Raw genomic sequence first — 21,574 nt, forward strand, 5'->3', positions numbered from 1 at the left:
TCAGATTCTCAGTGGGGTTACGCTGGCGGCGCGCTTCACAATTGGATAGCGGTGCACAAGGAAATACCCTTGCGCATCATTCGGGTGGTCATGCCCGGTCTTTTTGTCCGGCTCACCGTTTTTGTCGTACGCCTGCTGCTCCAGCGCCTCGGTCAGTGTCGGGCAGCGGTCTGTATTGATCTTCCAGCGCCGCTCTGTCTTGTCGTTCAAGATCATGGCGTTGACAGCGTTCACGCGGTCTTTCACTGCCGGATTTCGGCTGTTCACGCGAACCGTGAAGCCGGCCTGGCGCAGTATCGACAGATCAGACTCTGACGCATTCTTGCTGCTGGTGTTCTGACCGCTAGCGTCCGGGTAGATCGCCACGGCATGGCCTTTGTCGCTGAATCGCTCTTTCAGCATCCTCGCCATCTCTGGCGTGTCGCGCACCTTCGTCAGTTCCCCAACCGTAATCGGCTGATCGTCCCGGATCACGTTGATCGTCGCCGTCATGTTCAGGACGTTGAAGTCCAGGCCGATATGCAGTGGCTCACCCTTACGCTCGACTTCGCCGATGTGATTCAGGCGCCGGTCGAAATTCGGGTAGACGCTGCCGCTGGCCAGATTGACAAACAGTCCGCGCAGGTACGCTTCGATCAGCTGCGGCGGGTAAGACTCGCGCAAACTGTCGATGTAGTCATCCGGCAGATTCGCTTCGTTATCGTAGGTGCTCGCGTGAATGAGCCCGTACATCCCCCGAAGCGATGGCTTGTCCCGCAGCTGCTTCACGAACTGCTGATAGACGAACTTGAATCCTTCGGGCGTCGTCGTGACGTCAATACCGTTCTTCAGGCCGTCCAGCTTGTACCGCATCCGGGCGATGATCTTGCGCCAGGCCGTGGCAGCCTTATCGGCCTTCATCACATCCAGCTCATCGATCAGCGCCTTGCCGATCTTGAAGCCAACGATTTCACCCGGCTTTTCCATCGACCGGCAAAGAATCGTCGTTCGATACTGCCGGCCGGCGAACAGGTGAACTTCCTTGTTCGTCTCGTGAATCTTCGTGCGCAGCCCCCAGTCGTGCGCCACCTCTTCAATCGTCGGGTAGAAGATGTCGCGGATCTGCGGGTACGTTGGAGCGAAGTAGCCGGCGTTTACCCCCGGATGCTCCCATGCGTGCTGGCACAGTGCACCGCCACCCACCCAGGTCTTCCCCGAGCCGAAGCCAGCAACAAACGCCCGGAACTTCTGCGGCAGCGCCAGAAACTCAGCTTGAGGCCGGTTCAGTGTCGGGCTGATCGTCGTCACGGATTCTTGCGTCCTTGACGCTTATTTCCACCTTCACAGGCGTTGCGTTGCCGTCCTCATCAGTCGGCTCTGGCTTGTCGCGCCACAGGTCGGGCCGACGGTTCTTCAGCCAGAAGATCATGCTCGTCGGGTCAGGAGGGTAATGCTTGGTCAACGGCGTGATAGTGATCTCGCCCTGGTAGTTGCTGACATGTACGTCCGGGTGGCTGTAGCCGATGGCGCGCTGGAAGAGCTTGTCCGCCACTTCCGCATCTGCCAGTTGCTTGCCCGCCTTTAGGGCCTGTAAAAACTGCGGATGGGCCTTCTTCCAGTTGTTGATCGTCTTCTCTGTCACACCGAAGAAGTCCGCCATCTCCTTGTCGGTTGCCCCGAGCCGGCACAGCTTTTCCGCCTGTTCCGCGAACTCGGCTTTGTATCGTGAGGGTCTGGCCATAGTGCGCCTTTGAGACGCCTATGGGCGCACTCCTTTGTTTGTAACGAAAGTGTGTCTAGAATAGGCATTGCCATCACAAGGAGTAGACATGCCATCTAATGAAGACCTGAATGCCACTATCCGAAGCCTTTCCTCTCATCGCAGCACTCTGGAGATCGAGCTGGACGGCCATCTAGAAAAACTCTTACTCGAATTGGCTGCTCAAATCAAAGCGTGGATGGAGAAGGAAGTAGAGCGACAGATCGCAGCGAATGCGAAACAGTTCAGCGAAATGAGCGATGAGTCGGTGCATCAATTCAAATCGACCCTCGACGCACTCTATTCTAAGCTCCCGCAGCACGTCACCCGCGCCGGCCAGCACACCAAGACCCCACCACATCGCAGTAAGAATGCCGGCACCGCTGACACATTGACCCGAGATTACCTGCGCGAAATATTCGATCTCGTCGCCAGTGAACTGGGAAGGCCGCTATTCAACGCGAACTTGTTTAGCCCAACCATGGCGCCAGGTGCATCTTGGAGACGATCTTGCGACGGGCGTACTTACGAGTTGAGTTCTTGGGTTAGCCCTGAGTGCCCCACCTGCGATGTGTATGTGGCTACCCTTCGGGAATACATTGGAGTTTGCATCGACCTATCCAAAGCGCAAGCACAACTACAACAGGAAAATGCCCTGAGCCGCTGGAAATCAATCTGAACCGCGCCTCATCCACCCCCACCCCGCCCGGTACGTGAACGCATCCAGTGCCGGGTGACACTCAGCCTCTTCCCTCGCCTCGACCCAGCTCCGCCCCTCAACGACAGCGAGCACTTCCCCGTACCAATCCTGATCAAGGATGACTCGCTTGGCCTGGTCGCAGACGGAGAGGCAAAACAGCATCAGCCGTCCCATCCTTCAATGGTTGCGTCGGAGCCCATCACGCACCGGGCTCGACAATACACACGGGAGCTACGGTCATGTAGCGCGCGGCGCGCTCCCGCTTTGCATGATCGACTAGCTGCTTGAGCAGCGACACGACTTCGTCCAGGCGGGAATCGGCCTTCGCGCTGCCGCCATAACAGCGGAGGGTTTCGCTCGTCTCGGCATCAACGGCGACCGTCGCAACTGGGCTAGGCTTGCAGAAGTGTCCGGTTGCCGTGAAGGTTTGCACGCCATCAGCCCCTGCCGCCCGCGCAATCCCCGCCAGATCATCAGGGGTCAAGCTGATTGTGAGGTTGATGCTGGCCAGCCCATTGAGATCAGTCTTGATCCGGTAGTCGGACTGGACCTGGTTGATGTTCAGGCCGAAGTGGGCGCAGATGGCCTTGCCGAGATCGCGGCCGGTCATGAGCTTGGTGTCGGGCATGGAGGTTCCAAAAAGACTGCGCCCGCCGAATCCGAAGACTCGAGCGGGCGCGAGGGGCTGGGTGTGACAGCCTGAGGAGACAACTGGAGCGGATAGTCGGAATCGAACCGATCTCAGCTAGGGATGGCTACCCTGCGACTCACCTTGAGCTTACCCGCGAAAACGAAAAAGCCCCGCCGTTTCGGGCGAGGCTCAGAATCCTAAGCGCAATAAAGCACTGTATCGATAAACAGCATTTTAGAACCAAAAAAGGATCACGTCAATCTATAACGCCGCTTTCCCTGAACAATCCCTCTGCCCGATTCATCGCCTGTTGAATGGCGCCGAGTGTCGCGCTCTGGCCGTCCGCGCCGTTGGTGCCCAATAGGTAGTCGCGCACGCCGCGGTGCATCCGCTTCATTGTGGGATAAGACACGTTGCAAGCCTCAGCAGCATCCTGCAGATTGATCTTGTCGCCGAAGCACCTCGCCACGCACGCAACGCGAATGCCACGCTTCGTGGTGAAATCCGACGCGGTTAGTATCTGAATGGTTCTGCTGTTGGCCACCTCGTGCACCGCGTGCTGGTATTCCGGGTTCATCGACCAGCGCTGAACACGCACCGCCTTGTTCTCGACCACGATCTTATCGCCATGATTGCCGGGGATCGGCACCTGCTTTGGCGAGCAATATGCAACCAGCAAAGCGCATTCGTGATCTGACAGTTGTCCTATCAATCCACGAATCATGCCTGCCTGCGCCGCGCCATCTATACCCGACAGGCCCTTGCCAAGCGGCGCGGGCCCTCCCGCCAGGCGGTTCATAAGCGGTCGATCGTAATGCTGATGGCTGTAATTCAGCGCATAGACGATCGCAGCGTGAGCGCTCGAGAATAGGGGTTCGTTTGCCACTGCACCTCCGAATAATGATTTCATCTTGATATCGGCCTGTTCCGCCCGCCATTCTCGGCCGCGCTCGACCCGCCGGCGCTCCTGCTCCTGCTGGCGCTCGAGGACCAATGCAGGATCTCTGTACTGCCATGCCTCATAGGCCATTGCCGCCACCTCGTCGCATTGATGACTCATACTGGCTTGCGACATGCCTCATCACCGCGCAGCAGGCCATTTCGAACTCAGCAATGGCTGCCGCAAGTGCATCAATTGATGGACCCATAGCCAAAGCAAACCGGTAGCATCTCTTCACCCGCATCAGCTCGCGCTGAGCATGGCTGTGGTCGAACCGCCTTCGGTAGCGCATCTTCATCAGATCCTCCAGTACCACAGCCACCAGGCCAAATAGCCCAGGATGGCTACCCTGGTGAACTCGGTTATCGTTTCCATGCCTTGCCAGCGGCCTCCACAAATAGGGCAACCATCAAAACGATCAGGCCAGCAGCCAGCGGCGCCCAGATCGGGGACAAGACCATCGCCCATGACCACGAGACTACGGAGCCAACTTCGGCCAGCTTCAGGCCGATGAGCATCAGCGCCAACGCGCCGAGGAAAACAAGGATAAGGATCACGCTCACCTCCACACTTCCGGCAGAAACCCGCCGGGCTGTTTGTAATTGCCAATGCCATGCATCGTTTGCATGGGCGGCTGGTCTCGGTCTATGTCGGCTTGACGCGGGTGCTTGGGCAGCTTTGCAGGATCCTGCGGGCGAAACGTCGGCTGGTAGCGCGGGATGCTGGCGGTCTTGGGCGGCTCGGTATGGGTGCCGAGGAAGACATTGATGATGCTGCGCGCAGTAGTTCCGGTGCGCGGCGTGCGGCCAATAGCCAAGCAGATGTCTTGCATGGTCGCGCGGCTGGTAAGGTGCTTGCCCTGCTCTGCCAGCTTCTTGATTGCATCTGCTTTGAGTTTGTAGTCGTTTGCCATAAAACCTCCTTAGATGATGTCGGGTGAGTAGGTGGGCTGTTTGGATAATCGGTAGGCGACGATGTCGTCCCATGATCGTTTCCAGCCCCATGAGCGCTTCATTGCCAAACAATTCACAAGCTGGGCACCCGATCTGAGTTGCAGGTCTACAAGCGCATCGTGAGCAACCGGACTGGGGCCGCCAGCCCACTCATTCCATCCGCCTTGGGCACCGCCCTCTTTCTCTGATCTCATGCGGGTTTCGGGCTGTTTTCGGGCGGCTTGGGCACCGCCCTCCTTCAGCACCCGCTCCAGCTTGGCCGCATACCAGCGGGCCTTGCCGGCGTCTTGTGCCGCGGAGTCTTTATGGCCGAGTCGCCACTGGTAGCGAATCACCTGGCCGCGCAGAAAGGCGATGAAGCCTTCTCGGCCCAGCGCGGCGCGGATTGCGTCGATGCATTCGATGCCGTTCTCGGCGTGGGTGTAGTGAGCTGGACGCTCTACGCCGTCGTGAGTCATGCGACCTCCAAGGTTTCAAGGTTCAGAAGCGTGAAATGCCCCGTCGCATGCCAGCCGGCAGTGTCGATGTGGTGGACGTTGCCAAGTACCGTCACGCGATCGAGGGGTGTATGCCCAACCACAACGGCGCGCACACCTTCCACCGCCTGGGTATTCATGGATTCGATGCGGCCGCGATCCCACATTACGCGGTCACGGGTGTAGCGGTTGAACAGAAGGAGTTCGGGCAGCTCGCCCCAGTCGTTCGTCGGCACGTTGGCATGCACGAGCCCAACAATTCCGGCCTCGGTCTCGACCTCGATGGCGTAAGGCAGCGTATCGAATGCGGCGCCGAATTCCTTCTGGCGTTTATGGTCCATCGCCATGAACCAGTCGCCGCCGTTGGCGCTGTAGTTGCCGGGGTCTACGGGATTGCCCTTGGCGTACCGGATCGCGATGTCTTCGTGATTGCCCCGCACCGCGTGGAACCAGGGCTGTGCCAACCAATCGATGGCGCGCTCACACTCGGGGCCGCGGTCAACCAGATCCCCGACGCTAAGCAAGCGATCTCCCTTGGCGGGATCGAAGCCGATGGCATCCAACGCTTGCTGCAGCCGGGAGAAATGGCCATGAATGTCGCCCACTGCGAAGTCGCGGCCTTTGATGTTGCGCTCGAAGCGCTTAATCATTTGCGTCATGCTCCTAACTCCACAATCACAAATCCCTGCTTCTTGGTGTCCAGGCAGTCGTCCAGCGTCCAAGGCCTGAAAATCTTGTCGTCCACGCCCAGGGCCTTAGCGATGCCGTCGACGTAGTGCTTGATGGCCCCGATGCAGCCCTCGATGTCGCGGTTGCGCCGGTCAGGGAACGCGAACATGACGCTTACCGGCATACGATCCGATGGCGAGAACGTGTGTCTCCCGAGGGCCTGCCGGGCGGCGAGATAACCATCCTGGCGGGCGCGCACCTTCGGGGCCTGGAATGAGGCCCAGTGCTTGCCGCCCTTGGCGTTAGGGAACAGGGCCGGGTTTGGCCAGGGCAAGGTGATGGTTAGGCGGTCTAAGGTCATTCCCTCTCCCCCTTCAAAATTTCCAACGTCAGCGCGCGCTCGTGCTCGGACAATCCCGCCAGGTACGCGTCCTGCTTCTGCCGGCTGGGCCGCAGGAACTTCACGTAGCGGGCATTGCAGGCGATGCAGCCCTTTTGGTAGTAGGGCTGGTGGGTGCAGAGGGCTTGGAGCTCGGCCGGGGTCATGCCGCTCGCCTCCTGAAGCTCGGCCAGTCAAACACGACCAACTTGCCGCCGCCTTCGCGTAACCGGTCAACTACGCGCTCGCCCAGATACTGCGTCAGCGCATCAATGGCCAGGTTGCTGATCACGATGGTCGAGCGCCGGTTCTCATACCTGCCATTGATGATTTCGAACAGGATCAACTTTTCGGTGTCGCTGCCGAACTGCACGCCCACCTCGTCCAGAATCAGCAGGTCCGGATCTATCAAGTTTTGAAGTGCCTCGCGCTCGGAGACGTCGCTGTTGCGCCAGGTTTCCTTGACGCTACGCACGGCGCCCATGACGGACATGAAAAGCGCCGAACGATTGCCACGCATGAGCTCCTTGGCGATGCCGATGGAAAGGTGCGTCTTGCCGGAGCCCACGCCACCGCAGAAAATAAGGCTCACGCCCTCGCTCTCGTCGAATGTTGCAGCGTATTGCTTGGCGATTGCCAGAGCTTTAGCCTGGCCGGGCAGATCGGCGCTGTAGTTCTCCAGGCTGCGATCCTCGAACCTGGGCGGGATTGCGGAGCGCCGGAACAGGTTTTGCAGTCGCGCCCGCTCCCAGTCGGCTTGCTGCTGGGCAATGCGCTCCCGGTCTTCAGCTTCGCGCCGCTCGGCCATGCAGGCCTGGCACCCGGTCCAGCCGAAGCGATAGCGCTGGTCCGTGAAGTCACCATGCTTGTCGCATGAGCGGTTTACGGCCTCGAGGACGTTAAAAACTGCCATCCGCCCCAACTCCCGCGTGGTAGTCTTGTTTTGCAAAGTTTCCATGCTGCGATGCTCCTGCGGCCATTGCCGCCCTATCGTTTTTCATCCATGCCGCCTCAAATCCCTGCCAGCCGCGCTCGACGCACTTTCGCAGCGCCGCATCCAGTGTTATTCCGGCCCGGCCAGCCTCCCGGCGTATGCCCTCAAGAGCCAGCGAGGTCAGCACAGCACGCTTCCGTTTTCGGATTGCCAGGAACTCGTCTGCAACCTGGGCATCAACCCCATGGGCCACCAGGTCAGAAACAGAGAGCGAAGCGGGCCGCGCAGCGGCTGGGCTTTTTTGCTTTGTTTTTTCTTTAAGTGGTTCTTGGTTAATGGTTATTGGTTCTTGGTTAGCATTGCCTTCGGTATGCGTCGGCATAGCGGTCGCATTGCCTTCGCAATGCGGGTCATTTTCTTTCTGCTCGGGCTTAGGCTGCCAACGCTTTGCTGCCGACTCTGCGGCCTTGGTGCTCTTGGCCCGATACGCTTCGATCTCGCGGTCGGCCCGGCTGTTGTGCCAATACCCGTCGCGCAGCTCGAAGAACTCTTTGAGGACCACTTCGACAGCCTCGCGCTCTTCCTCTGCTCGCGCGCCAACCCAACGGCAAAGTTGCGCTTGATCGTCAATGAGGGGGGTTTCTTCGGCGTAGTAACGACGCAGCAGGCGGCTGTATACGGCGTCTTCAACAAGAGATAGGTGCATCGTTGCTTGAGCGTAGTCGCCGATGTTGTGGCTGAAGTAATTCATTCCGCCAGCACCTCGATCTCAAGCGCATACGCTTCGCGCCACACGTCGGCGTGATAGGCCTTCACAGTGCCGTAGTTCGCATCGAAGATGTCGACGGAAGGAATTCCCATTTCGGATGCGGTGCTCTTCAGCAGGCGCCAGTTGAACTTCTGGCCGTGATAGAGCATTTCCATGCGCTTGACGGTGGCGTACTGCCTTGAGCGATCCAGGTCGATAGCGAGCTTGTTTGCTTGCTTCACGGCTTGGCTTGCGGTATTCATGGCTGTAGCTTCACGCCGGCTGCCGATCTCGGCCTTGGTGCGCTCAGCAATTCTCCGGGCCTCGTATTGCTCTGCCCAGGCGCGGGCGGCAGCAGCCGGATCAGCAAAGTCAGGAATAGCGGGGGCGACTTGCGCCTCAAGCTCCTGCCAGCGGTCTACAAGCCGAGCGGTTAACTCGGGGGAAAGCTGAGCGACCACGATGATGCTGTCGCGCTTGCCTTGTTCTCCGGAAAAGACGCATACCTGCATCGGGCGGCCTGCTGTGGTCTTTTCCTCAATTTGAGGGGAAGCTATAACCCCCCTCTTCACAAGAGTTTCGATAGTGCGCTTCACGTTGTCATGGCGCCTTTCCACAAGCTCAGCGATTTCAAGGCTGGTCATACTGATGGCATCAGAAACCACCAAAGCCATTGCATTACCTTTTTGGGCTGGTACAATTTGAGTCATAGTCATTTGCACTTCCTCCTATGCGGTGTGCGAGTGAAGGCCCGGAGCACCTGCCAGTGCTGCCGGGTTTTGTTTTGTATTGAGCTTGGCGGCGCGCACCGGCTCCCACCGGCGCAGCGCATCAAAGAACACCGCCCGCTTCTCTTCCCGGGTCGCGGTCGTTCCGAAATCCAGCCAGTAATGACATGGCCCGCAGCCTGGCACCGAATACCGATCAGCCGCCTTCAGGCCCAGGCCCTTGCCCGTATCGGCCCAATTCCCATGGCAATCAACGACAGTCGGGTCGTGCGGGTCGCGCGCGCATAGGCCCGGTACGCGCAAGTAGCAGAATTCGCCCCTGCAGGCATCCAGCATCTTCTGGTCATGGTGGCCGGCGATCTTGTGCTTGCGCGATGATCTGCGCGTCATTGGGCTGCGCTTGAGCGGCTGGCCGGGGCTTTTGAATGTGCTGTTCCAGGCGTAGGTCATGCCGCCTCCTTCCGCTGCCGCAGTTGGTCGACCTGGTGATAGGCGTCCCACATGCGCAGGCTGGCCAGTCGGGCGATGTTGACGGCTGCGGCCGGTGTCAGGCGGTCGGCATCACGGCAAGGCTTCGCCGGCCGGCGGCATGAGATCCGCAGGCCGTGCGGGGTATCATTGAGCAACAGGACGCCAGAAGACGGGGAGCCGAGAGCGCCCTGCAAGCTGTCATCCCATATGTCGGCCGGCAGTGCGTAGTAATGCTTCCAGACCTTGTGCGGCCACTCTCGCAACTCAAACTGCTGGGCGTACACGTGCCGACGGCGAATGAGCCGGCCGCTGGCGTTGAGGTCGTCTACGCGGAGCGGTGACCCGACGTACTCCTGGCGCCACCACTTGTCCTTCTTGGCGTCAGCCTTCAGGTCGGCGCGACTGATCTTGATTTCGACGTCGATCAGACGCAGGTTTTCGGTAACGGCAAGGATGTCGGCCTCATAGCCCGTCCAGTTGCAATTCGGCACGACAACCAGGTACTTGCGGTTGAAGGTCTGCTGGGCCAGGGCGCTGGCGATGGTGCGCTCAGACCATTTCATGCCGGCACCTCCAGGTCTTTGCGGGTGGGCAGGCTGTCGCCTTCGGAGGGCGGGTCGATTCTTTTGAGGCAAAAAACTTCAAGGCCGTACCTATGATCGATCATTGCCGCGGTGACTTGTGCAACTTCTAGGCAGGAGGGGCATCGTCCAGGGCCACGCATAATTTCCTTCACTCGGAATATTCGACCAGCATCCGAAAAGTTCCCGCAGCAGGGGGATGGCCTTACCACCATCACCAAGTCGCCAGCTTTGATGCTCATACACCGCTCCCTAAGCTCGTCGGGCTCCACTCCACGCCCCTTTGCGTGCCGAAGGCATGCGCCAGCTCGATCAGCTCCGTCATCTGCCTGACCGTCATCTTGCTGGTGCGCTGACCCAGCAGCACCATTCCGCCGTCAATGCCCATGGCCATACGCGTCTCGCGCTTCAGGCTGGCCGTCAAAATGTCCTTCACTTCCTCGGGCGACACTTTCACCAGCTCGCCATTGACGACGAACTCGACCTGCTTGCTGATGTCAGTCAGGACAGACCACATCAGATCGTTCTGAGCCAGCGTGCGGGTCTTCGGGCGGATCTCGCAGCGATAACCTTCGGGGGCCTGCGCGATGGCGTGAGCCGCATTGCGGCGTACCAGAGGGCTGACGAGGTTGAATACCTGCTTGTCCATCACCCCGACCTCCCCTCGGATACCCCCTCCGCAGCGCGAAGTGCATTGCGCTCCATTCGATGCAGGATGACCCGGGCATCGCGCAGCAGCGGCACCAGCTTGTCTGCCTCGCCCTGGCTGATGGATCCGTCGGCGACGGTCTCGGCCGTTACGCCGGCGATTTGGCCGATCAGCATGCTGATATCCAGAAACTTGGATTGCAGCGCCGCGGCCTCACACTTCCAGCCGCCGACCGGCGCGGCCGGCACGGAGTCGACATGCATGCCTTCCAGTGCGCACAGCGCCTGCAGCCAGTCGCGGGCATACTCGGCGCCGCCCTCGTGCTCCTCCATCCATTCGGACAGCAGGCGAGCCATTTCGATATCCATCGACTCGCCGTCCAGGCCGCGCAGCTTCTTGCGCAGGCGTTCTGGATGAATAGACACGCCCCGGCGCTCAGTAAGGAAGCCTGCGGCAGCGACTACCCCGCCCTTGGTCCGGCGCACGCTGTTGTAGAGCACATCGCGCCAATCAGTGTTGGTGTACCTGTAAGTCACAGCGCTGGACCTCCGAGAATTTCAGCGTTTCGCCACGGCGAGGCCTGGCCTAAAGTCACGCCATGGACAAAAAGAACAGGGAACGGGAAATGCGAATACAGGAAGCCGGCGAGGCCAGCCACAATGCGCCCATGGACGAACACATTGCGGATGCGCTCTTTCACCGAGCGACGGACCTCGCCTACCGGCGATTTGGGGAGGCGACGACCGACGACCATATCGAGGCGGCGTACGAGCGTGTTGTCTATAACTGGCAGCGCAGGCTTGGGGATGCCGGTGTCGTGACGGTGCATTGAGTCAGGCATGGGCACTCCCAGCATCCCCGCACGCCGTAGAATCGGAAGCTCTCACACGACCTTCATCTACGACGGGGAGATTCTTATGGACGCAATGGGGTTTATTTCCGGCATCACTCAGGCCGTCTCGGCCTACAGAGCCGCAGCACAGACGCTGGATGATGCGAAGATCGCGGCGGCCACCAATGAACTTCAGGTTCAGCTCACGCATCTCGGGGCTGAGGTAATCGCCATGCAAAATCAAAGCCTTCAGGCCACCGAGCGCGAGCGCGCGCTGCTGCGAGAGAAGAATGACCTTGAAGATCGGATTCGAGAGCTTGAAAAGAAAGTTAGCGAGCGAGAGCGCTACGAGCTGGTTGACGTCCATAAGGGAGCGTTCGCCTACCGCCTTAAGGCAACGAGCGCCGACGGAGAGCCAGGACACTATGTATGTCAGGGGTGCCTGGACAACAAGGCGATGAAGGTTGTACTCCAGCGCCAGCCGGTAACGATGAATAAGGACGCGATATGCCCTCAGTGCAGGACCGAATACTGGTTCAACTGGTTCACGCGTTGAGGAGTTACGCATGGGAGGGCTCCTTATGAGTAACAGCACAGTGAGCACACCACGCAACATGAACGGACAGCGGAACCTCGAACGCATCTGTGCGTCCCGATTCCGACTTGTGCTCGATGACAAGGCCGCGCTCTATCAGTGGATCGACGGTTGTGCGGCGCGGGCCATGGCCGGACATCCATCCGCGCTCCCACCCCTGATTGGTGAGAAGCCACTGCTGGGCTTTCGTCAGACCGGTGAAGTCGAGGTTAGGCATGGGCAACCTCGCTGCTTTCTCTTCCTCCCGGCATTTCACGTAGCAAGGCGGCCAAACGCAGGGCGTCGTTTGCCCCGGCAGGGGTTGACCCCCCTTCCCAGCGAGAAAGGCGTGGCTGAGGAATCCCGGTCTTCCGTGCGATTTCCGACTGAGACAGCCCCGCCGACCTCAGTTTTCGCAGAATGTCAGTTGCTGTATCCATGACCGAATTATGCGTGATTGCATAACAACAGTCAATGCGCACTCGCATTATTCAATGGTGCATAGTTACGAAATGACACCGGCAGAATTTCTCAAAGCGCTCATGGAGAAAACGGGCGACAACCCCAACTCTTTATCGGGCAAATCAAAAGTCACCCAATCCACGATCTATCGATTTGTGGAGGGGGAATCATCCGAGCCCCGCACGAGCACATTCCAGAAGATTGCGCGTGTGTATGGTGTCCCGGCCGAGGCCTTTGTGTCAGAGCGCGTTCGGATGGATGTTGCCCGGCAGCTCGGCCTGATTGATGGTGGTGGCGGACCGAATGAGGACAGCCAAGCGCTCATCCTTCCCGCCCAAGACACGCCACCAGAAGGCTACATCCGCCTGGATCACCTGCCCTACCAACCATCCATGGGCCGTGGGCGTGCTCAAGCGGCCGATCACATCGTCCAGCACATCGATGTGCTGGAGTCGTTCGTGCGTCAGAAGGTGGGAAGCGTCAGCCCCGACCGAATCAAAATACTGACCGGCGTCGGCACCAGCATGATGCCGCGCATCAAAGACCAGGACATCGTGTTCGTGGACATCGAGCATCGATGGATCGACGCGCCCGGTTACTACGTCATCGACGTGGGCGGGCTACTACTGCTGAAGAAGGCCATGATCCTGTCCACCGGCGTCCTGATTCTCCGAAGCGAGAACATCGAGGAATACCCGGACGAGGAACGGCACGATCTACGCAAGGCCGCCGAGACGATCACCGTTTGCGGGAAGGTACTGGCCTGGTGGACCTTGGTGCAGGGGTAGGGTTGCCTGTACAGATCTTGCCGGCAGTGAGGCCTAAGCAGATGGAATAATTTTAAGAATAAATTGTTGTTGATTTTGTAGTTGATGGGTACAATCTCCGAACATCAACTCTCTGCCGCCGTGTGCGCGCCCATCCGATGCTTATCCTGTCCGAATCCGAAGTGAAAGAGTCGCTCGAACCATATTTTGGCGATATGGCGCAGCTAATAGAAATGGCTTTCAATGACTGGCGTGCATCCTCTTTCTCTGCGTCAATGCAGCATGGCAAAGTTCGCGCGAACGTAATTTGGAATCAGTTTCTTTACCATGCCAAGTCTCGATTTGATGCCCATCCAGCCGTTCGCGTCGAGATGATGCAGAACTGGGAAGGCCTTATGGTCGATGGCAAATATTTCATTCGGATGAAGAAGGGAGGGCGTGGGATGCTGTCCAGCAACTACCCAACGCGATCCGCGCTAGAGTTCAATGACGCGGGCGTTGATCTTTTCGATGGAGTGGCGCGCCTCGAACTAATCTATGGACTTGATGATCTTGGAACGGCCATCGATAGGATCATAATTGCGCAGCGGCATAAAAATAAGATCTTGTGGGCGATTGACATCTTCAATACTGGCGATGCAGACATGCAGACTGTTATCCCCATGCCTGTGCAACCTCGCCCGACACCGCCGGCCGCAAGCGTGATCAAGACAAAGCGCACCAAGACGGCGGCAACAAAGTCTGGAACAAACGATGGAAAATAGTAGACAGTTTAGGCCTGATCTAATCGGGGTTCGACGAAGAATGCTAAGCCTGAGTCAATCAGAGCTATCAAAGGAAACCGCTATATCTCAGGCCACAATATCTAAGCTTGAACAAGGTTTGCGAGCACCGAACGAGGCTCAGGTTCAAAGTCTCGCTGACGTGCTTCGATGCCCTGTCTCGTTCTTTTTTCAGAATGAGCGAGAATACGGACCACCGATGAGCGCCCATCCCGTCTTCCGAAAGAAGGCTGCTGTGGGTCAAAAAACCATGGATCGGGTTATCGCAGAGTTTAATGTTCGACTCGCCCATACGCGCGTACTGCTTAACAACGTGGAGTTTGAGCCAGAGCTGGTGCTGCCCAGTTACGATGCGGATGATTATGAAGGGCACATAGAGGATGTAGCGGAAATGGTTCGGCGGTGCTGGTACGTACCGCGTGGCCCTATTGCATCTGTAATGGAGTACCTTGAAAGATCGGGAATTCTTATTATTCCGATGAGCATGGAGTCCGCGAAAATCGATGCTGCAAGCTACAGAATACCGGGTCTCCCTCCTGTCATATTCCTTAACAAGGAGATGCCCGGGGATCGACAGCGCTTTACCTTAGCTCACGAGCTGGGGCATCTTGTAATGCATAGATTCCCAACGCCTTCGATGGAAAAGCAAGCCGATGAGTTCGCTGCTGCTTTTTTGATGCCTAAAGATGATATTGCTTCTCAGTTAAATGGATTGACTCTGACGAAAGCAGCGCAACTGAAGCCGTACTGGAAGGCGTCAATGGCTGCTCTTATTGTCAGGGCAAAAACTCTCCAAAAAATTGACGATGGCGCGTCATCCTATCTTTGGCGGCAAATGTCCATCCAAGGTTATAGGACCAGAGAGCCTAAAACCATCGATGTAACAGCAGAATCTCCCACGTTGATGCCCGCCCTATTGAGCAACTTGACAGAGGAAATGGGCTATTCCGAGGACGATTTAGAGAAAGCCCTTCACCTTCACTATAGAGAACTCTCTGATCTTTATGGTTTCTCCGCACCAAAATCAAGCGGGCTACGCCTCGTAAAATAGCCAGAAGATCGTCACCCCTCCCTTGCGAGGGGTTTTCTTTGCCCGCTCGCCGCGCATAGGCGGCTCTGTAGCCGCCCAGCGCCATCTGAGCGCCGCCCTTGTTCAATGGGCCGGCCCTGGCGAAGGCTCGATGAACAAGTCTGCACTTACACCGAACCGCGCCACCAAAGATGCAATCTGGCGAGCATTGAGCATCCGTCGCCCTGACAGGATTTCGGATACCACTCCTTGGCTACCTATCTCAGGCAGATCGGATTGTGACAAGCCGTGCTGCTCCATGAGAAAGCGCAGCATGTCACGCGGCGAAGCCTGCGGAAGCTGGTGATGCGTGTCGTCATAGTCGGCGATCAGGCCGCTTACCAGGCCGAAGAGATCGGACAGCTCGCCGCCCTCCCCCGCCAGGCCACTATCAATCAGCGCATCAGCCAACTCCACCATGCGCGTGTAGCCTTCATCGTCGTGGATTGGGCCAAGGCCAGTAAGCCCCTGGAGGGCCGCCCAGCTCGCTCGGATGTCGTTCAGGTTCATTTCTTCCAGTCCCCCTTGTCGTACTCGGAATGAGTCAAAACGTGCTTGACGTATGCCAACTGGTGCGCCGCATGTAGGAAGGCGATCAGGCGGTATTTATTGCCGCCGATGTCGAAGACATACAGATCGCCCACCCTGTCCACGCTGCCGAACTGTTGGCGCAACGCTGCAAAACTGTTGAACACATGGGCCTCCATCGCTCTGCGCCACGCCTGCAATGGCACGCCCGCATCGGGGTGCTTGGCGGCGAACTCGACAAGGCGACGGTTGGTGATGACTCTCATGGATTGATTATCTCATATTGAGATATTAAAGCAAGACATTCTCCGATCTGACCCGCCTGTTCTTGGTGGGGTTTATCCTATGCAGAAAATTATGCGTTTTCGCATTGACATTGATTATGCGTTCTTGCATAATTCGCTTAACGCATCACCCAACGCAAAGAACGGCTAGACGGAAGTCACCTAGTAGGGCGAAGACGATGCAGCAGTACCAGCAGAACAGCGCATGGCCGCGCCTTAGAAGAAATCGCCCGCAAGCCCCAAGCGTGAGACTCAGGGGAATGCCCAGCTAGAGCTGCAATCTGGTGGACGGAACGACGCGGTGACAGGGAGAGCCGCTGACCCGACAGAGCCCGACGGCTGGAAAGCGCCTGTGAGACAGATCAGGCAGCGCCAGCTGAATCAAAAAGCCCTGCCGCACGTCGCGGTATCTCGTAGCGTCAGGGCGCTTTGGTAGGGGCATTCATTCGAGTGCCCGGACTGAAGCGGAGAAAACAATGCCCAACGAAGTGAACATCGGCATCAACGGCAAGCAGAAGACGCTGAAGGGTTGGCAAGCAACGGTAGTGATTATTTGCGTGCTGACCATGGTAGGCGTGGGCCTGCTTGAAATTGCATCAGCTATCTACGGCGGCCTGCTCTGATTCATCAGCCGGCTGTCGGCGCTTGGCAATCATGCCTGGCAGCGTAAAGGCATACATGAGGAAGGTTTCAGTGAAGGCCAGCAGCTCAGCCGCTTCCTCACGCGTTACCTCATTCTCATCGTGAACTGAGATATTGCCATCGTCGCGGACGATATGCGCCCATTCGCCCATTTCTGGCGTGATCTTTCCTGCATCCCGAAGCTCATCGATTCTGCCTTTCAGCCACTTTTGAGACTCAGGTAATAAGCGCTTCGTCGCCAGGTCAAGAGCCTTGCGACTCAGCATCTGGGAGGTTTCATGCCTCTTTCGATGCAGGTTCTCGGACGCTTCGATGTATGCGGCGGCTATGCGCTCTGGTACGTGGTCGGGCGCGAGATGGGCTGGTGGCTTCGGATGGGTATCGATAACAAAGAACTCGACCGTCTGGTGAGAGACGTAGTGAGTGCCAGGAACTAGCAGATTCTCATTCAGCCCATGAGGGCCGAAGCCCTCGGTGCTAATAATGTCTACCACCAACCCGCCTTTACAGGCGTTGCACATAAAGAAGACGTTCCATCTCGTCCCTTTGCCGGCCGCAACACTCTCGACGAGCGCCTGAGCGACCGAGTCGAAGGATGTGTTCTCTCTTCCACAGTGCGGACATGTTCCGCTCCATACAGCAAAACCCGTCATGAACGAACTCTCCTATCACCAAAAAGTAATCAGCGACACGCTCGCCTGCGCCGACAGGCCCGAGGCAGCGCTCATGCAGCGCTACGAAACGACAGAGAAAGACGCCAAGGACGCCTTTGTTGTCGCCCTGATTGGCGCCTTAGTCGCAGAGCGCGCTCGTTACCTGACGAAACAATACCTCAATACCGGCCAGCACGGCGCCGATAACAAGGATAGACCATGAGGCCCTCCATAAAACACCAGATAGAGTATGCGATCGAGGCGAATGCAAAGAACGCCAAAACCCTTGTATCCATGCTTGAGCTGTATGGGAAGCTGGAGCCAGAAGGCTGGACGCCGAGAATCTACGACCAGTGCATCCGCGAGCTTTACCGCGTGCAAATGTGTGTAGTCCATCGCGGCCTTATCAATGACCTTTTCCGGCTGGCCGACCAGGTCAATGCAGACGACCTTCCAGATCGACGCTACACATATGACGACGATGGCGATGGGCCGGAGTTCGCACGACAGGATCTCCAGCGAATCAAAGATGCGCTACAGGCTGCACTTGACGGCCTGCCGCCGACATGAGCCATTGATAACACAAGGAGAGAGACATGAGCCGTATGCATTACTTGTTCAGCTACCTATGGGCCCTGGTCTTATCTGCCAATGTTGGAACGATTTACGGCATCGGCAACGGCTTGATTGCCTTTTCGGCGCTTACCTTCACGATCACACTAGTCGACGCTATTCTTTTCGCCCGCGCCACAGGAACCCAACCATGACCACTGAAACAGTTCTGCCCGAGTTCCAGATTGATAACCTGTCTGCCGGAATCTACGGGGCGCGAGCGGACCCCGCAAGAATTGACTTTGCCCGCGCCATCGAGCAAGCCGTCCTGCAATCTCCTGAGATACGGGCGCTGAGGAAGGATGCGGAGCGGTATCACGAGGTTCGCAGCCGTCTCACCGGTCAGTCCTATGACCCCTCGTTTTTCGATGGGCTCTTTATGGTGGGCTGCATGGGCCACCTGGATGACCTTGACGAGGAAGTTGATGCACATATGGGGAAATAGCCATGAGAACTTGGTACGAAAAAGCTGAGGACGAAATCGACCAGCAGCTGGCTGATGGGCTGATCGACGGCAGGGAATACCAGCGCCAAATGCGCGAACTGCGCGCAGAAATGCAAAGCGAGGCCGAGGAAGCTGCACAAGCTGCCTACAACGACGCGATGGGAGGCTGGTAGCCATGACCCATAAAACAAAAATGCCGGAGCCGGACATATTTGACGGCCTGCGGCTCGATGGCTCGATTGCATCACACGCACACAGCTCGGCGAACATGGACGCCTACGCTGATGCGAGGGTGCGGGAGGCGCTGGAACAGGCGGCGGATATTTGCGCAGGAATAGCCATCCCTACACACCGTGACGCTCCGAACAAATCGGCTGCGCTTGAATGTGCTATTGCCATCCGGCGTCTGATACCCCAACAGTAACCGGCCTGCGGGCCGCAAAGGAAAGACATGCCAAATTGGGTCACCGTAAAAATAAAGTCCTCGCCAGAAGTCATCGGCAGCATGATCAACCCGGAGACCAGCCGCATCGACTTTGCCTTGATGCTTCCATTCCCCGGCGATCATGACTGGGACGGGATCTATGGCGATGCCAAACAGATGGCCGAGATTATCACCGGCCAGCCTCTGAGCGATCACCCGCTGATTGCGACAATGCAAGCCAGCAACCGCGCCAAAGCGCGCGTAAGCGAACTGTCTGACGAATCGTTCGAGCAGTTCATCGGCATGCTTCGCAATCACCGTAAATGCGGGTATCTGCACAGCATGGAGTTTGCCCGCGACCAGTGGGGAACGAAGTGGAACGCCTGCGAGCCCAGCCATGACATTACTGCGGGCACAGCGCAATTTGACACAGCATGGTCATGCCCCGAGCCATTGCTGATCGCGCTGTCCGCAAAGTTTCCAGATCAGGAAATCGTCGTGACATATGCCGACGAAGATATCGGAAGCAACTGCGGCACCTTTACCCTGCTGAACGGCGAGAAAGTCGAATCCGACGAAGCGCCACCATGGAGCCAGCAATCCGAGGCGGATAAATCCAAATGGACCCGCTTTGCCTGCGAAGTAAAGGGCCGCGACCCGTCGGATTACGACGACGCCTAACCCTCCCGGCCCGGCCAGCCATAACCACACCGGCCACTCCCCCGCCGCGCCCGTCCTATGCGCGGTGGGGGAGCCATGAAGTATCCATCCGGCCCGGTCTATGCCCCGGGTTCAGCACAGGGACGCAAGCGGGTGGATTCTTGATGGTGAATGCGCAGGCTGATGCGCGCCTGGGATCGAGGGCGTGGAACTGGACAGCCGCTATAGGCCCCAATGCCGGGGACTCCGCAAAGGGCATTATTTGCGGTGGAAGTGGAATTGACCACGAGTGAACCCCACAAGCCGGAGATCAGCGCCGGCCACCATTAACCCGTAACACGGCGGGCCCAGCAGCATCGTTTGCGCCTTTCCTTATATCCCCGGTTGCTTTTAGGCACTTGGGGAGAGAGAAATGGGACACGTTCACGGGGTCGAGCAACCGACCACGCCGCCAGAATTGTCGCTCACAGTCGAGCGCGGGCACCAAAAAATCTACGACGAGACGTACGTGCGCGAACGCGCAGCGGGTGAATACATCCTGCGTAGCGTCTTGCGCACCGGCAGCGGCCTGCTGCACAGCCGAACGGCCACCGGCCAGAAGATCAGCTATGACGCGGGCGATCTGTGGACAGCCCTCACCGAAGACCGGGCGCCCATGGACGCGTATGTGTTGCTTGCGCCCACGACCTCGCCAGGCGCACCGGGTGTGCTGCAGCGTGCCAACGATTTTCTCAAGCCGCTCATCGACGCCTTTGTGGAAGAGCACGCGTGCAACGTCGCCGCCCACACCGCAAACCTCTACCTGATGGGTCTGGAGGAAGCATGTCGCTGACCTACTCCCTCTTCGCCCTGCTTTACGTGCTGGTGAGCCTGGCTATCGCCATGGCCATCGAGCTGGTCCAACTCGTTCGGAGCCAATCATGAAGATCACCGGAACCATCGATGCGTACCTGACCGACACGCCCTACAGGCAGGAAGCCTTTTTGGCCGCTATGAAGAACGGCTCACACTCGGAAGCCGTGGGCGCCTTGAACTTTTCGAACACCCCAGGGATGGAGATCGTCGGCTGGGTGAGGCTGGGCACGGCCACCATCACCGTCGACGTGCCCGACGAGGACGCGATTCGTCTGGGTTACGTCGAGACGCTCAAAGCGAAGAAGGCCCAAGTCCTGGCCGATGCGCAGCGCGAGGTCGTCAAGATCGAAGAGAAGATCCAAAGCCTGCTTGCCATCACCAACGAAGTGGTGACGTCATGAAGCGCCACGCTCGCGGTCCCGCGTTTCCCCGCACCCGCCGTCAGCACAAGTTCGACGGCCAAGGCGGGTTCGCCCCGAACAGCGGCTCGATACCGCCGCGCGTCATTCCGGGTTTGATCGTCTTCTTTCTGGTTTGCGCCGCCGTCGTTAAGATCGGCGCCGTGGTGGGGTTCTGACATGGCTGCCCACGTCTTCACCGTGCGCGCATCCAGTTGGGCCGGCCTGTTCGATTGTGCCCACCGATGGGAAGCCGAGCATCTGCTGGGCATCCGAAAGCCTGCCGGCATGCGGGCGCTGCTCGGCACCGCCGTGCACGCGGGCACCGCCATATTCGACCAGGGTCGCGTGGATGGCAGCGGCGTCACCGCCGATGAAGCCGCCGGCGCCGTGGTAGACACCCTGCGCAATCCCGAGTTCGACGTCGACCGTACCCAGGATGGCTTATCCCTGACCGAGTCTGAGCGCATCGGCCTGACCGCGCACACCCTGTACTGCACACGAATCAGCCCCCAGTTCACCTTCCTTGGCGTCGAGAACAAGCTCGATCCGCTGGAAATCGAATGCAGCAACAAGCTGACGGTAATTCTGACCGGGACCATGGACCGTGCGCGCGCGGCCAAGACCGAGGACGGACCGGTCATCGCCGACGTCAAGACGGGCACCCGCGTCATTGAGGATGGGCGGGCCAGCACACGGGGCCGCGCCGCACAAGTGGGCACCTACCAGCTCATGTACGAACAGACCGAGCGCGTCAGCACGGCCGGCGGCCAGATCCTCGCACTGTCCACGACCAGCAAGCCCGCCGCAGCGGTCAGCAACGTATTCGATGCCCGTCGCGTCATGGTCGGTACCGAACAGGAGCCAGGGCTGATTGAGCACGCTGCCGCGATGTTCAAGACGGGCCTCTTCCCGCCCAACCCCTCAAGCCCACTTTGCAGCCCGAAGTACTGCAGCCGCTGGAACACCTGCCTGTTCCGCGAGCGCTAA

General features: G+C 58.5%; 39 protein-coding genes and 1 pseudogene. 19 read left to right on the forward strand and 21 right to left on the reverse strand.

Features of this window, described 5'->3' with window-relative positions; all coding sequences use genetic code 11:
* Both ACSBPU_RS12825 and ACSBPU_RS12830 read right to left on the reverse strand, forming a co-directional pair.
* Complete coding sequence (locus ACSBPU_RS12825; RefSeq protein WP_442592480.1) at nt 1-1,287, reverse strand: terminase large subunit domain-containing protein; 1,287 nt, start codon at nt 1,285-1,287, stop codon at nt 1-3.
* Nucleotides 1,247-1,720 carry a terminase gene (locus tag ACSBPU_RS12830; RefSeq protein WP_442592481.1) on the reverse strand — a complete coding sequence of 158 codons (474 nt, stop codon included), beginning with the start codon at nt 1,718-1,720 and terminating at the stop codon, nt 1,247-1,249. Before ACSBPU_RS12830 ends, ACSBPU_RS12825 begins: the two co-directional genes overlap by 41 nt.
* A gap of 88 nt (nt 1,721-1,808) precedes the next feature.
* Here ACSBPU_RS12830 and ACSBPU_RS12835 point away from each other — a divergent pair, with 88 nt between their 5' ends.
* Nucleotides 1,809-2,417 (forward strand): hypothetical protein, encoded by a 609-nt coding sequence (locus ACSBPU_RS12835; protein WP_442592482.1) that lies wholly within the window; start codon nt 1,809-1,811, stop codon nt 2,415-2,417.
* A 220-nt stretch (nt 2,418-2,637) separates the two neighbouring features.
* Here ACSBPU_RS12835 and ACSBPU_RS12840 read toward each other — a convergent pair whose 3' ends face one another.
* The 15 genes from ACSBPU_RS12840 to ACSBPU_RS12910 all read right to left on the reverse strand — a co-directional run bounded on the left by ACSBPU_RS12840 (nt 2,638) and on the right by ACSBPU_RS12910 (nt 11,133).
* Nucleotides 2,638-3,066, reverse strand: a complete 429-nt coding sequence (locus ACSBPU_RS12840; protein ID WP_442592483.1) for a hypothetical protein — start codon at nt 3,064-3,066, stop codon at nt 2,638-2,640.
* 259 nt (nt 3,067-3,325) lie between these two features.
* On the reverse strand, nt 3,326-4,144 hold the full coding sequence (locus ACSBPU_RS12845; protein ID WP_442592484.1) for a hypothetical protein: 819 nt from the start codon (nt 4,142-4,144) through the stop codon (nt 3,326-3,328).
* Between the two features lie 227 nt (nt 4,145-4,371).
* Nucleotides 4,372-4,566, reverse strand: a complete 195-nt coding sequence (locus tag ACSBPU_RS12850; protein WP_442592485.1) for a transmembrane Fragile-X-F family protein — start codon at nt 4,564-4,566, stop codon at nt 4,372-4,374.
* A 2-nt stretch (nt 4,567-4,568) separates the two neighbouring features.
* Nucleotides 4,569-4,922, reverse strand: a complete 354-nt coding sequence (locus tag ACSBPU_RS12855) for a hypothetical protein (protein WP_442592486.1) — start codon at nt 4,920-4,922, stop codon at nt 4,569-4,571.
* Nucleotides 4,923-4,931: 9 nt separating this feature from the next.
* A complete protein-coding gene (locus tag ACSBPU_RS12860) occupies nt 4,932-5,420 on the reverse strand; it encodes a DUF3310 domain-containing protein (RefSeq protein WP_442592487.1) in 489 nt (162 codons plus the stop codon).
* A complete protein-coding gene (locus tag ACSBPU_RS12865) occupies nt 5,417-6,097 on the reverse strand; it encodes a metallophosphoesterase (RefSeq protein ID WP_442592488.1) in 681 nt (226 codons plus the stop codon). The genes ACSBPU_RS12860 and ACSBPU_RS12865 overlap by 4 nt, the downstream gene beginning before the upstream one ends.
* Nucleotides 6,094-6,468 (reverse strand): hypothetical protein, encoded by a 375-nt coding sequence (locus ACSBPU_RS12870; RefSeq protein WP_442592489.1) that lies wholly within the window; start codon nt 6,466-6,468, stop codon nt 6,094-6,096. The genes ACSBPU_RS12865 and ACSBPU_RS12870 overlap by 4 nt, the downstream gene beginning before the upstream one ends.
* Nucleotides 6,465-6,653, reverse strand: coding sequence for a hypothetical protein (locus ACSBPU_RS12875; RefSeq protein ID WP_442592490.1), 189 nt, complete (start codon nt 6,651-6,653; stop codon nt 6,465-6,467). The genes ACSBPU_RS12870 and ACSBPU_RS12875 overlap by 4 nt, the downstream gene beginning before the upstream one ends.
* A complete protein-coding gene (locus tag ACSBPU_RS12880) occupies nt 6,650-7,399 on the reverse strand; it encodes an ATP-binding protein (protein ID WP_442592491.1) in 750 nt (249 codons plus the stop codon). The genes ACSBPU_RS12875 and ACSBPU_RS12880 overlap by 4 nt, the downstream gene beginning before the upstream one ends.
* Entirely contained in the window at nt 7,386-8,171 is a 786-nt protein-coding gene (locus ACSBPU_RS12885) for a YdaU family protein (RefSeq protein ID WP_442592492.1), read from the reverse strand. Before ACSBPU_RS12885 ends, ACSBPU_RS12880 begins: the two co-directional genes overlap by 14 nt.
* Nucleotides 8,168-8,884, reverse strand: a complete 717-nt coding sequence (locus tag ACSBPU_RS12890; protein ID WP_442592493.1) for a Rha family transcriptional regulator — start codon at nt 8,882-8,884, stop codon at nt 8,168-8,170. The genes ACSBPU_RS12885 and ACSBPU_RS12890 overlap by 4 nt, the downstream gene beginning before the upstream one ends.
* Nucleotides 8,885-8,896: 12 nt before the next feature.
* Nucleotides 8,897-9,346, reverse strand: a complete 450-nt coding sequence (locus tag ACSBPU_RS12895) for a nuclease domain-containing protein (RefSeq protein ID WP_442592494.1) — start codon at nt 9,344-9,346, stop codon at nt 8,897-8,899.
* Complete coding sequence (locus ACSBPU_RS12900) at nt 9,343-9,930, reverse strand: hypothetical protein (protein WP_442592495.1); 588 nt, start codon at nt 9,928-9,930, stop codon at nt 9,343-9,345. The genes ACSBPU_RS12895 and ACSBPU_RS12900 overlap by 4 nt, the downstream gene beginning before the upstream one ends.
* A 256-nt stretch (nt 9,931-10,186) precedes the next feature.
* On the reverse strand, nt 10,187-10,597 hold the full coding sequence (locus ACSBPU_RS12905; RefSeq protein WP_442592496.1) for a recombination protein NinB: 411 nt from the start codon (nt 10,595-10,597) through the stop codon (nt 10,187-10,189).
* Nucleotides 10,597-11,133, reverse strand: coding sequence for a hypothetical protein (locus ACSBPU_RS12910; RefSeq protein WP_442592497.1), 537 nt, complete (start codon nt 11,131-11,133; stop codon nt 10,597-10,599). Before ACSBPU_RS12910 ends, ACSBPU_RS12905 begins: the two co-directional genes overlap by 1 nt.
* Nucleotides 11,134-11,222: 89 nt before the next feature.
* Between ACSBPU_RS12910 and ACSBPU_RS12915 the strand changes: the two genes are divergently transcribed.
* The gene (locus ACSBPU_RS12915) at nt 11,223-11,429 is read left to right on the forward strand and encodes a hypothetical protein (RefSeq protein ID WP_442592498.1); all 207 of its coding nucleotides are present in this window, start codon (nt 11,223-11,225) and stop codon (nt 11,427-11,429) included.
* Nucleotides 11,430-11,436: 7 nt separating this feature from the next.
* Nucleotides 11,437-11,985, forward strand: a complete 549-nt coding sequence (locus tag ACSBPU_RS12920; RefSeq protein WP_442592499.1) for a hypothetical protein — start codon at nt 11,437-11,439, stop codon at nt 11,983-11,985.
* A 248-nt stretch (nt 11,986-12,233) separates the two neighbouring features.
* Here ACSBPU_RS12920 and ACSBPU_RS12925 read toward each other — a convergent pair whose 3' ends face one another.
* Nucleotides 12,234-12,491 carry a helix-turn-helix domain-containing protein gene (locus ACSBPU_RS12925; RefSeq protein ID WP_442592500.1) on the reverse strand — a complete coding sequence of 86 codons (258 nt, stop codon included), beginning with the start codon at nt 12,489-12,491 and terminating at the stop codon, nt 12,234-12,236.
* 24 nt (nt 12,492-12,515) lie between these two features.
* Between ACSBPU_RS12925 and ACSBPU_RS12930 the strand changes: the two genes are divergently transcribed.
* The 4 genes and pseudogenes from ACSBPU_RS12930 (at nt 12,516) to ACSBPU_RS12945 (ending at nt 15,065) form a co-directional block, all read left to right on the forward strand.
* The gene (locus ACSBPU_RS12930; protein WP_442592501.1) at nt 12,516-13,253 is read left to right on the forward strand and encodes a LexA family transcriptional regulator; all 738 of its coding nucleotides are present in this window, start codon (nt 12,516-12,518) and stop codon (nt 13,251-13,253) included.
* Between the two features lie 161 nt (nt 13,254-13,414).
* Nucleotides 13,415-13,996, forward strand: coding sequence for a hypothetical protein (locus tag ACSBPU_RS12935; protein WP_442592502.1), 582 nt, complete (start codon nt 13,415-13,417; stop codon nt 13,994-13,996).
* Nucleotides 13,997-14,036: 40 nt separating this feature from the next.
* Nucleotides 14,037-14,168 (forward strand): annotated as a pseudogene (locus ACSBPU_RS12940) (helix-turn-helix domain-containing protein); the annotation flags it as partial.
* Nucleotides 14,169-14,213: 45 nt separating this feature from the next.
* Nucleotides 14,214-15,065 carry an ImmA/IrrE family metallo-endopeptidase gene (locus ACSBPU_RS12945; RefSeq protein WP_442598343.1) on the forward strand — a complete coding sequence of 284 codons (852 nt, stop codon included), beginning with the start codon at nt 14,214-14,216 and terminating at the stop codon, nt 15,063-15,065.
* A gap of 102 nt (nt 15,066-15,167) precedes the next feature.
* Here ACSBPU_RS12945 and ACSBPU_RS12950 read toward each other — a convergent pair whose 3' ends face one another.
* Both ACSBPU_RS12950 and ACSBPU_RS12955 read right to left on the reverse strand, forming a co-directional pair.
* Nucleotides 15,168-15,593, reverse strand: a complete 426-nt coding sequence (locus tag ACSBPU_RS12950; protein WP_442592503.1) for a helix-turn-helix domain-containing protein — start codon at nt 15,591-15,593, stop codon at nt 15,168-15,170.
* Entirely contained in the window at nt 15,590-15,877 is a 288-nt protein-coding gene (locus ACSBPU_RS12955; protein ID WP_442592504.1) for a type II toxin-antitoxin system HigB family toxin, read from the reverse strand. Before ACSBPU_RS12955 ends, ACSBPU_RS12950 begins: the two co-directional genes overlap by 4 nt.
* Nucleotides 15,878-16,371: 494 nt before the next feature.
* Here ACSBPU_RS12955 and ACSBPU_RS12960 point away from each other — a divergent pair, with 494 nt between their 5' ends.
* A complete protein-coding gene (locus ACSBPU_RS12960; protein WP_442592505.1) occupies nt 16,372-16,518 on the forward strand; it encodes a hypothetical protein in 147 nt (48 codons plus the stop codon).
* Here ACSBPU_RS12960 and ACSBPU_RS12965 read toward each other — a convergent pair.
* Nucleotides 16,492-17,190: a DUF4145 domain-containing protein gene (locus ACSBPU_RS12965; protein WP_442592506.1), complete on the reverse strand. Its 699-nt coding sequence runs from the start codon at nt 17,188-17,190 to the stop codon at nt 16,492-16,494. The genes ACSBPU_RS12960 and ACSBPU_RS12965 overlap by 27 nt on opposite strands.
* Between ACSBPU_RS12965 and ACSBPU_RS12970 the strand changes: the two genes are divergently transcribed.
* The 11 genes from ACSBPU_RS12970 to ACSBPU_RS13020 all read left to right on the forward strand — a co-directional run bounded on the left by ACSBPU_RS12970 (nt 17,189) and on the right by ACSBPU_RS13020 (nt 21,574).
* Nucleotides 17,189-17,413 (forward strand): hypothetical protein, encoded by a 225-nt coding sequence (locus ACSBPU_RS12970; RefSeq protein WP_442592507.1) that lies wholly within the window; start codon nt 17,189-17,191, stop codon nt 17,411-17,413. The genes ACSBPU_RS12965 and ACSBPU_RS12970 overlap by 2 nt on opposite strands.
* Entirely contained in the window at nt 17,410-17,760 is a 351-nt protein-coding gene (locus tag ACSBPU_RS12975) for a hypothetical protein (protein WP_442592508.1), read from the forward strand. Before ACSBPU_RS12970 ends, ACSBPU_RS12975 begins: the two co-directional genes overlap by 4 nt.
* A gap of 26 nt (nt 17,761-17,786) precedes the next feature.
* Nucleotides 17,787-17,957, forward strand: a complete 171-nt coding sequence (locus tag ACSBPU_RS12980) for a hypothetical protein (RefSeq protein WP_442592509.1) — start codon at nt 17,787-17,789, stop codon at nt 17,955-17,957.
* A complete protein-coding gene (locus ACSBPU_RS12985) occupies nt 17,954-18,247 on the forward strand; it encodes a hypothetical protein (protein WP_442592510.1) in 294 nt (97 codons plus the stop codon). The genes ACSBPU_RS12980 and ACSBPU_RS12985 overlap by 4 nt, the downstream gene beginning before the upstream one ends.
* A gap of 2 nt (nt 18,248-18,249) precedes the next feature.
* Nucleotides 18,250-18,420 (forward strand): hypothetical protein, encoded by a 171-nt coding sequence (locus tag ACSBPU_RS12990; RefSeq protein WP_442592511.1) that lies wholly within the window; start codon nt 18,250-18,252, stop codon nt 18,418-18,420.
* 2 nt (nt 18,421-18,422) lie between these two features.
* Nucleotides 18,423-18,671, forward strand: a complete 249-nt coding sequence (locus tag ACSBPU_RS12995; RefSeq protein WP_442592512.1) for a hypothetical protein — start codon at nt 18,423-18,425, stop codon at nt 18,669-18,671.
* Nucleotides 18,672-18,698: 27 nt separating this feature from the next.
* A complete protein-coding gene (locus tag ACSBPU_RS13000) occupies nt 18,699-19,352 on the forward strand; it encodes a hypothetical protein (protein ID WP_442592513.1) in 654 nt (217 codons plus the stop codon).
* A 391-nt stretch (nt 19,353-19,743) separates the two neighbouring features.
* On the forward strand, nt 19,744-20,163 hold the full coding sequence (locus ACSBPU_RS13005) for a hypothetical protein (RefSeq protein ID WP_442592514.1): 420 nt from the start codon (nt 19,744-19,746) through the stop codon (nt 20,161-20,163).
* Nucleotides 20,164-20,251: 88 nt separating this feature from the next.
* A complete protein-coding gene (locus tag ACSBPU_RS13010) occupies nt 20,252-20,587 on the forward strand; it encodes a hypothetical protein (protein ID WP_442592515.1) in 336 nt (111 codons plus the stop codon).
* The gene (locus tag ACSBPU_RS13015) at nt 20,584-20,763 is read left to right on the forward strand and encodes a hypothetical protein (RefSeq protein ID WP_442592516.1); all 180 of its coding nucleotides are present in this window, start codon (nt 20,584-20,586) and stop codon (nt 20,761-20,763) included. Before ACSBPU_RS13010 ends, ACSBPU_RS13015 begins: the two co-directional genes overlap by 4 nt.
* A 1-nt stretch (nt 20,764) precedes the next feature.
* Nucleotides 20,765-21,574, forward strand: coding sequence for a RecB family exonuclease (locus ACSBPU_RS13020; RefSeq protein ID WP_442592517.1), 810 nt, complete (start codon nt 20,765-20,767; stop codon nt 21,572-21,574).

Origin of the sequence: Parapusillimonas sp. JC17 (assembly GCF_052180245.1) — a bacterium.
In the GTDB taxonomy this organism is placed as follows: Bacteria; Pseudomonadota; Gammaproteobacteria; order Burkholderiales; family Burkholderiaceae_B; genus Parapusillimonas.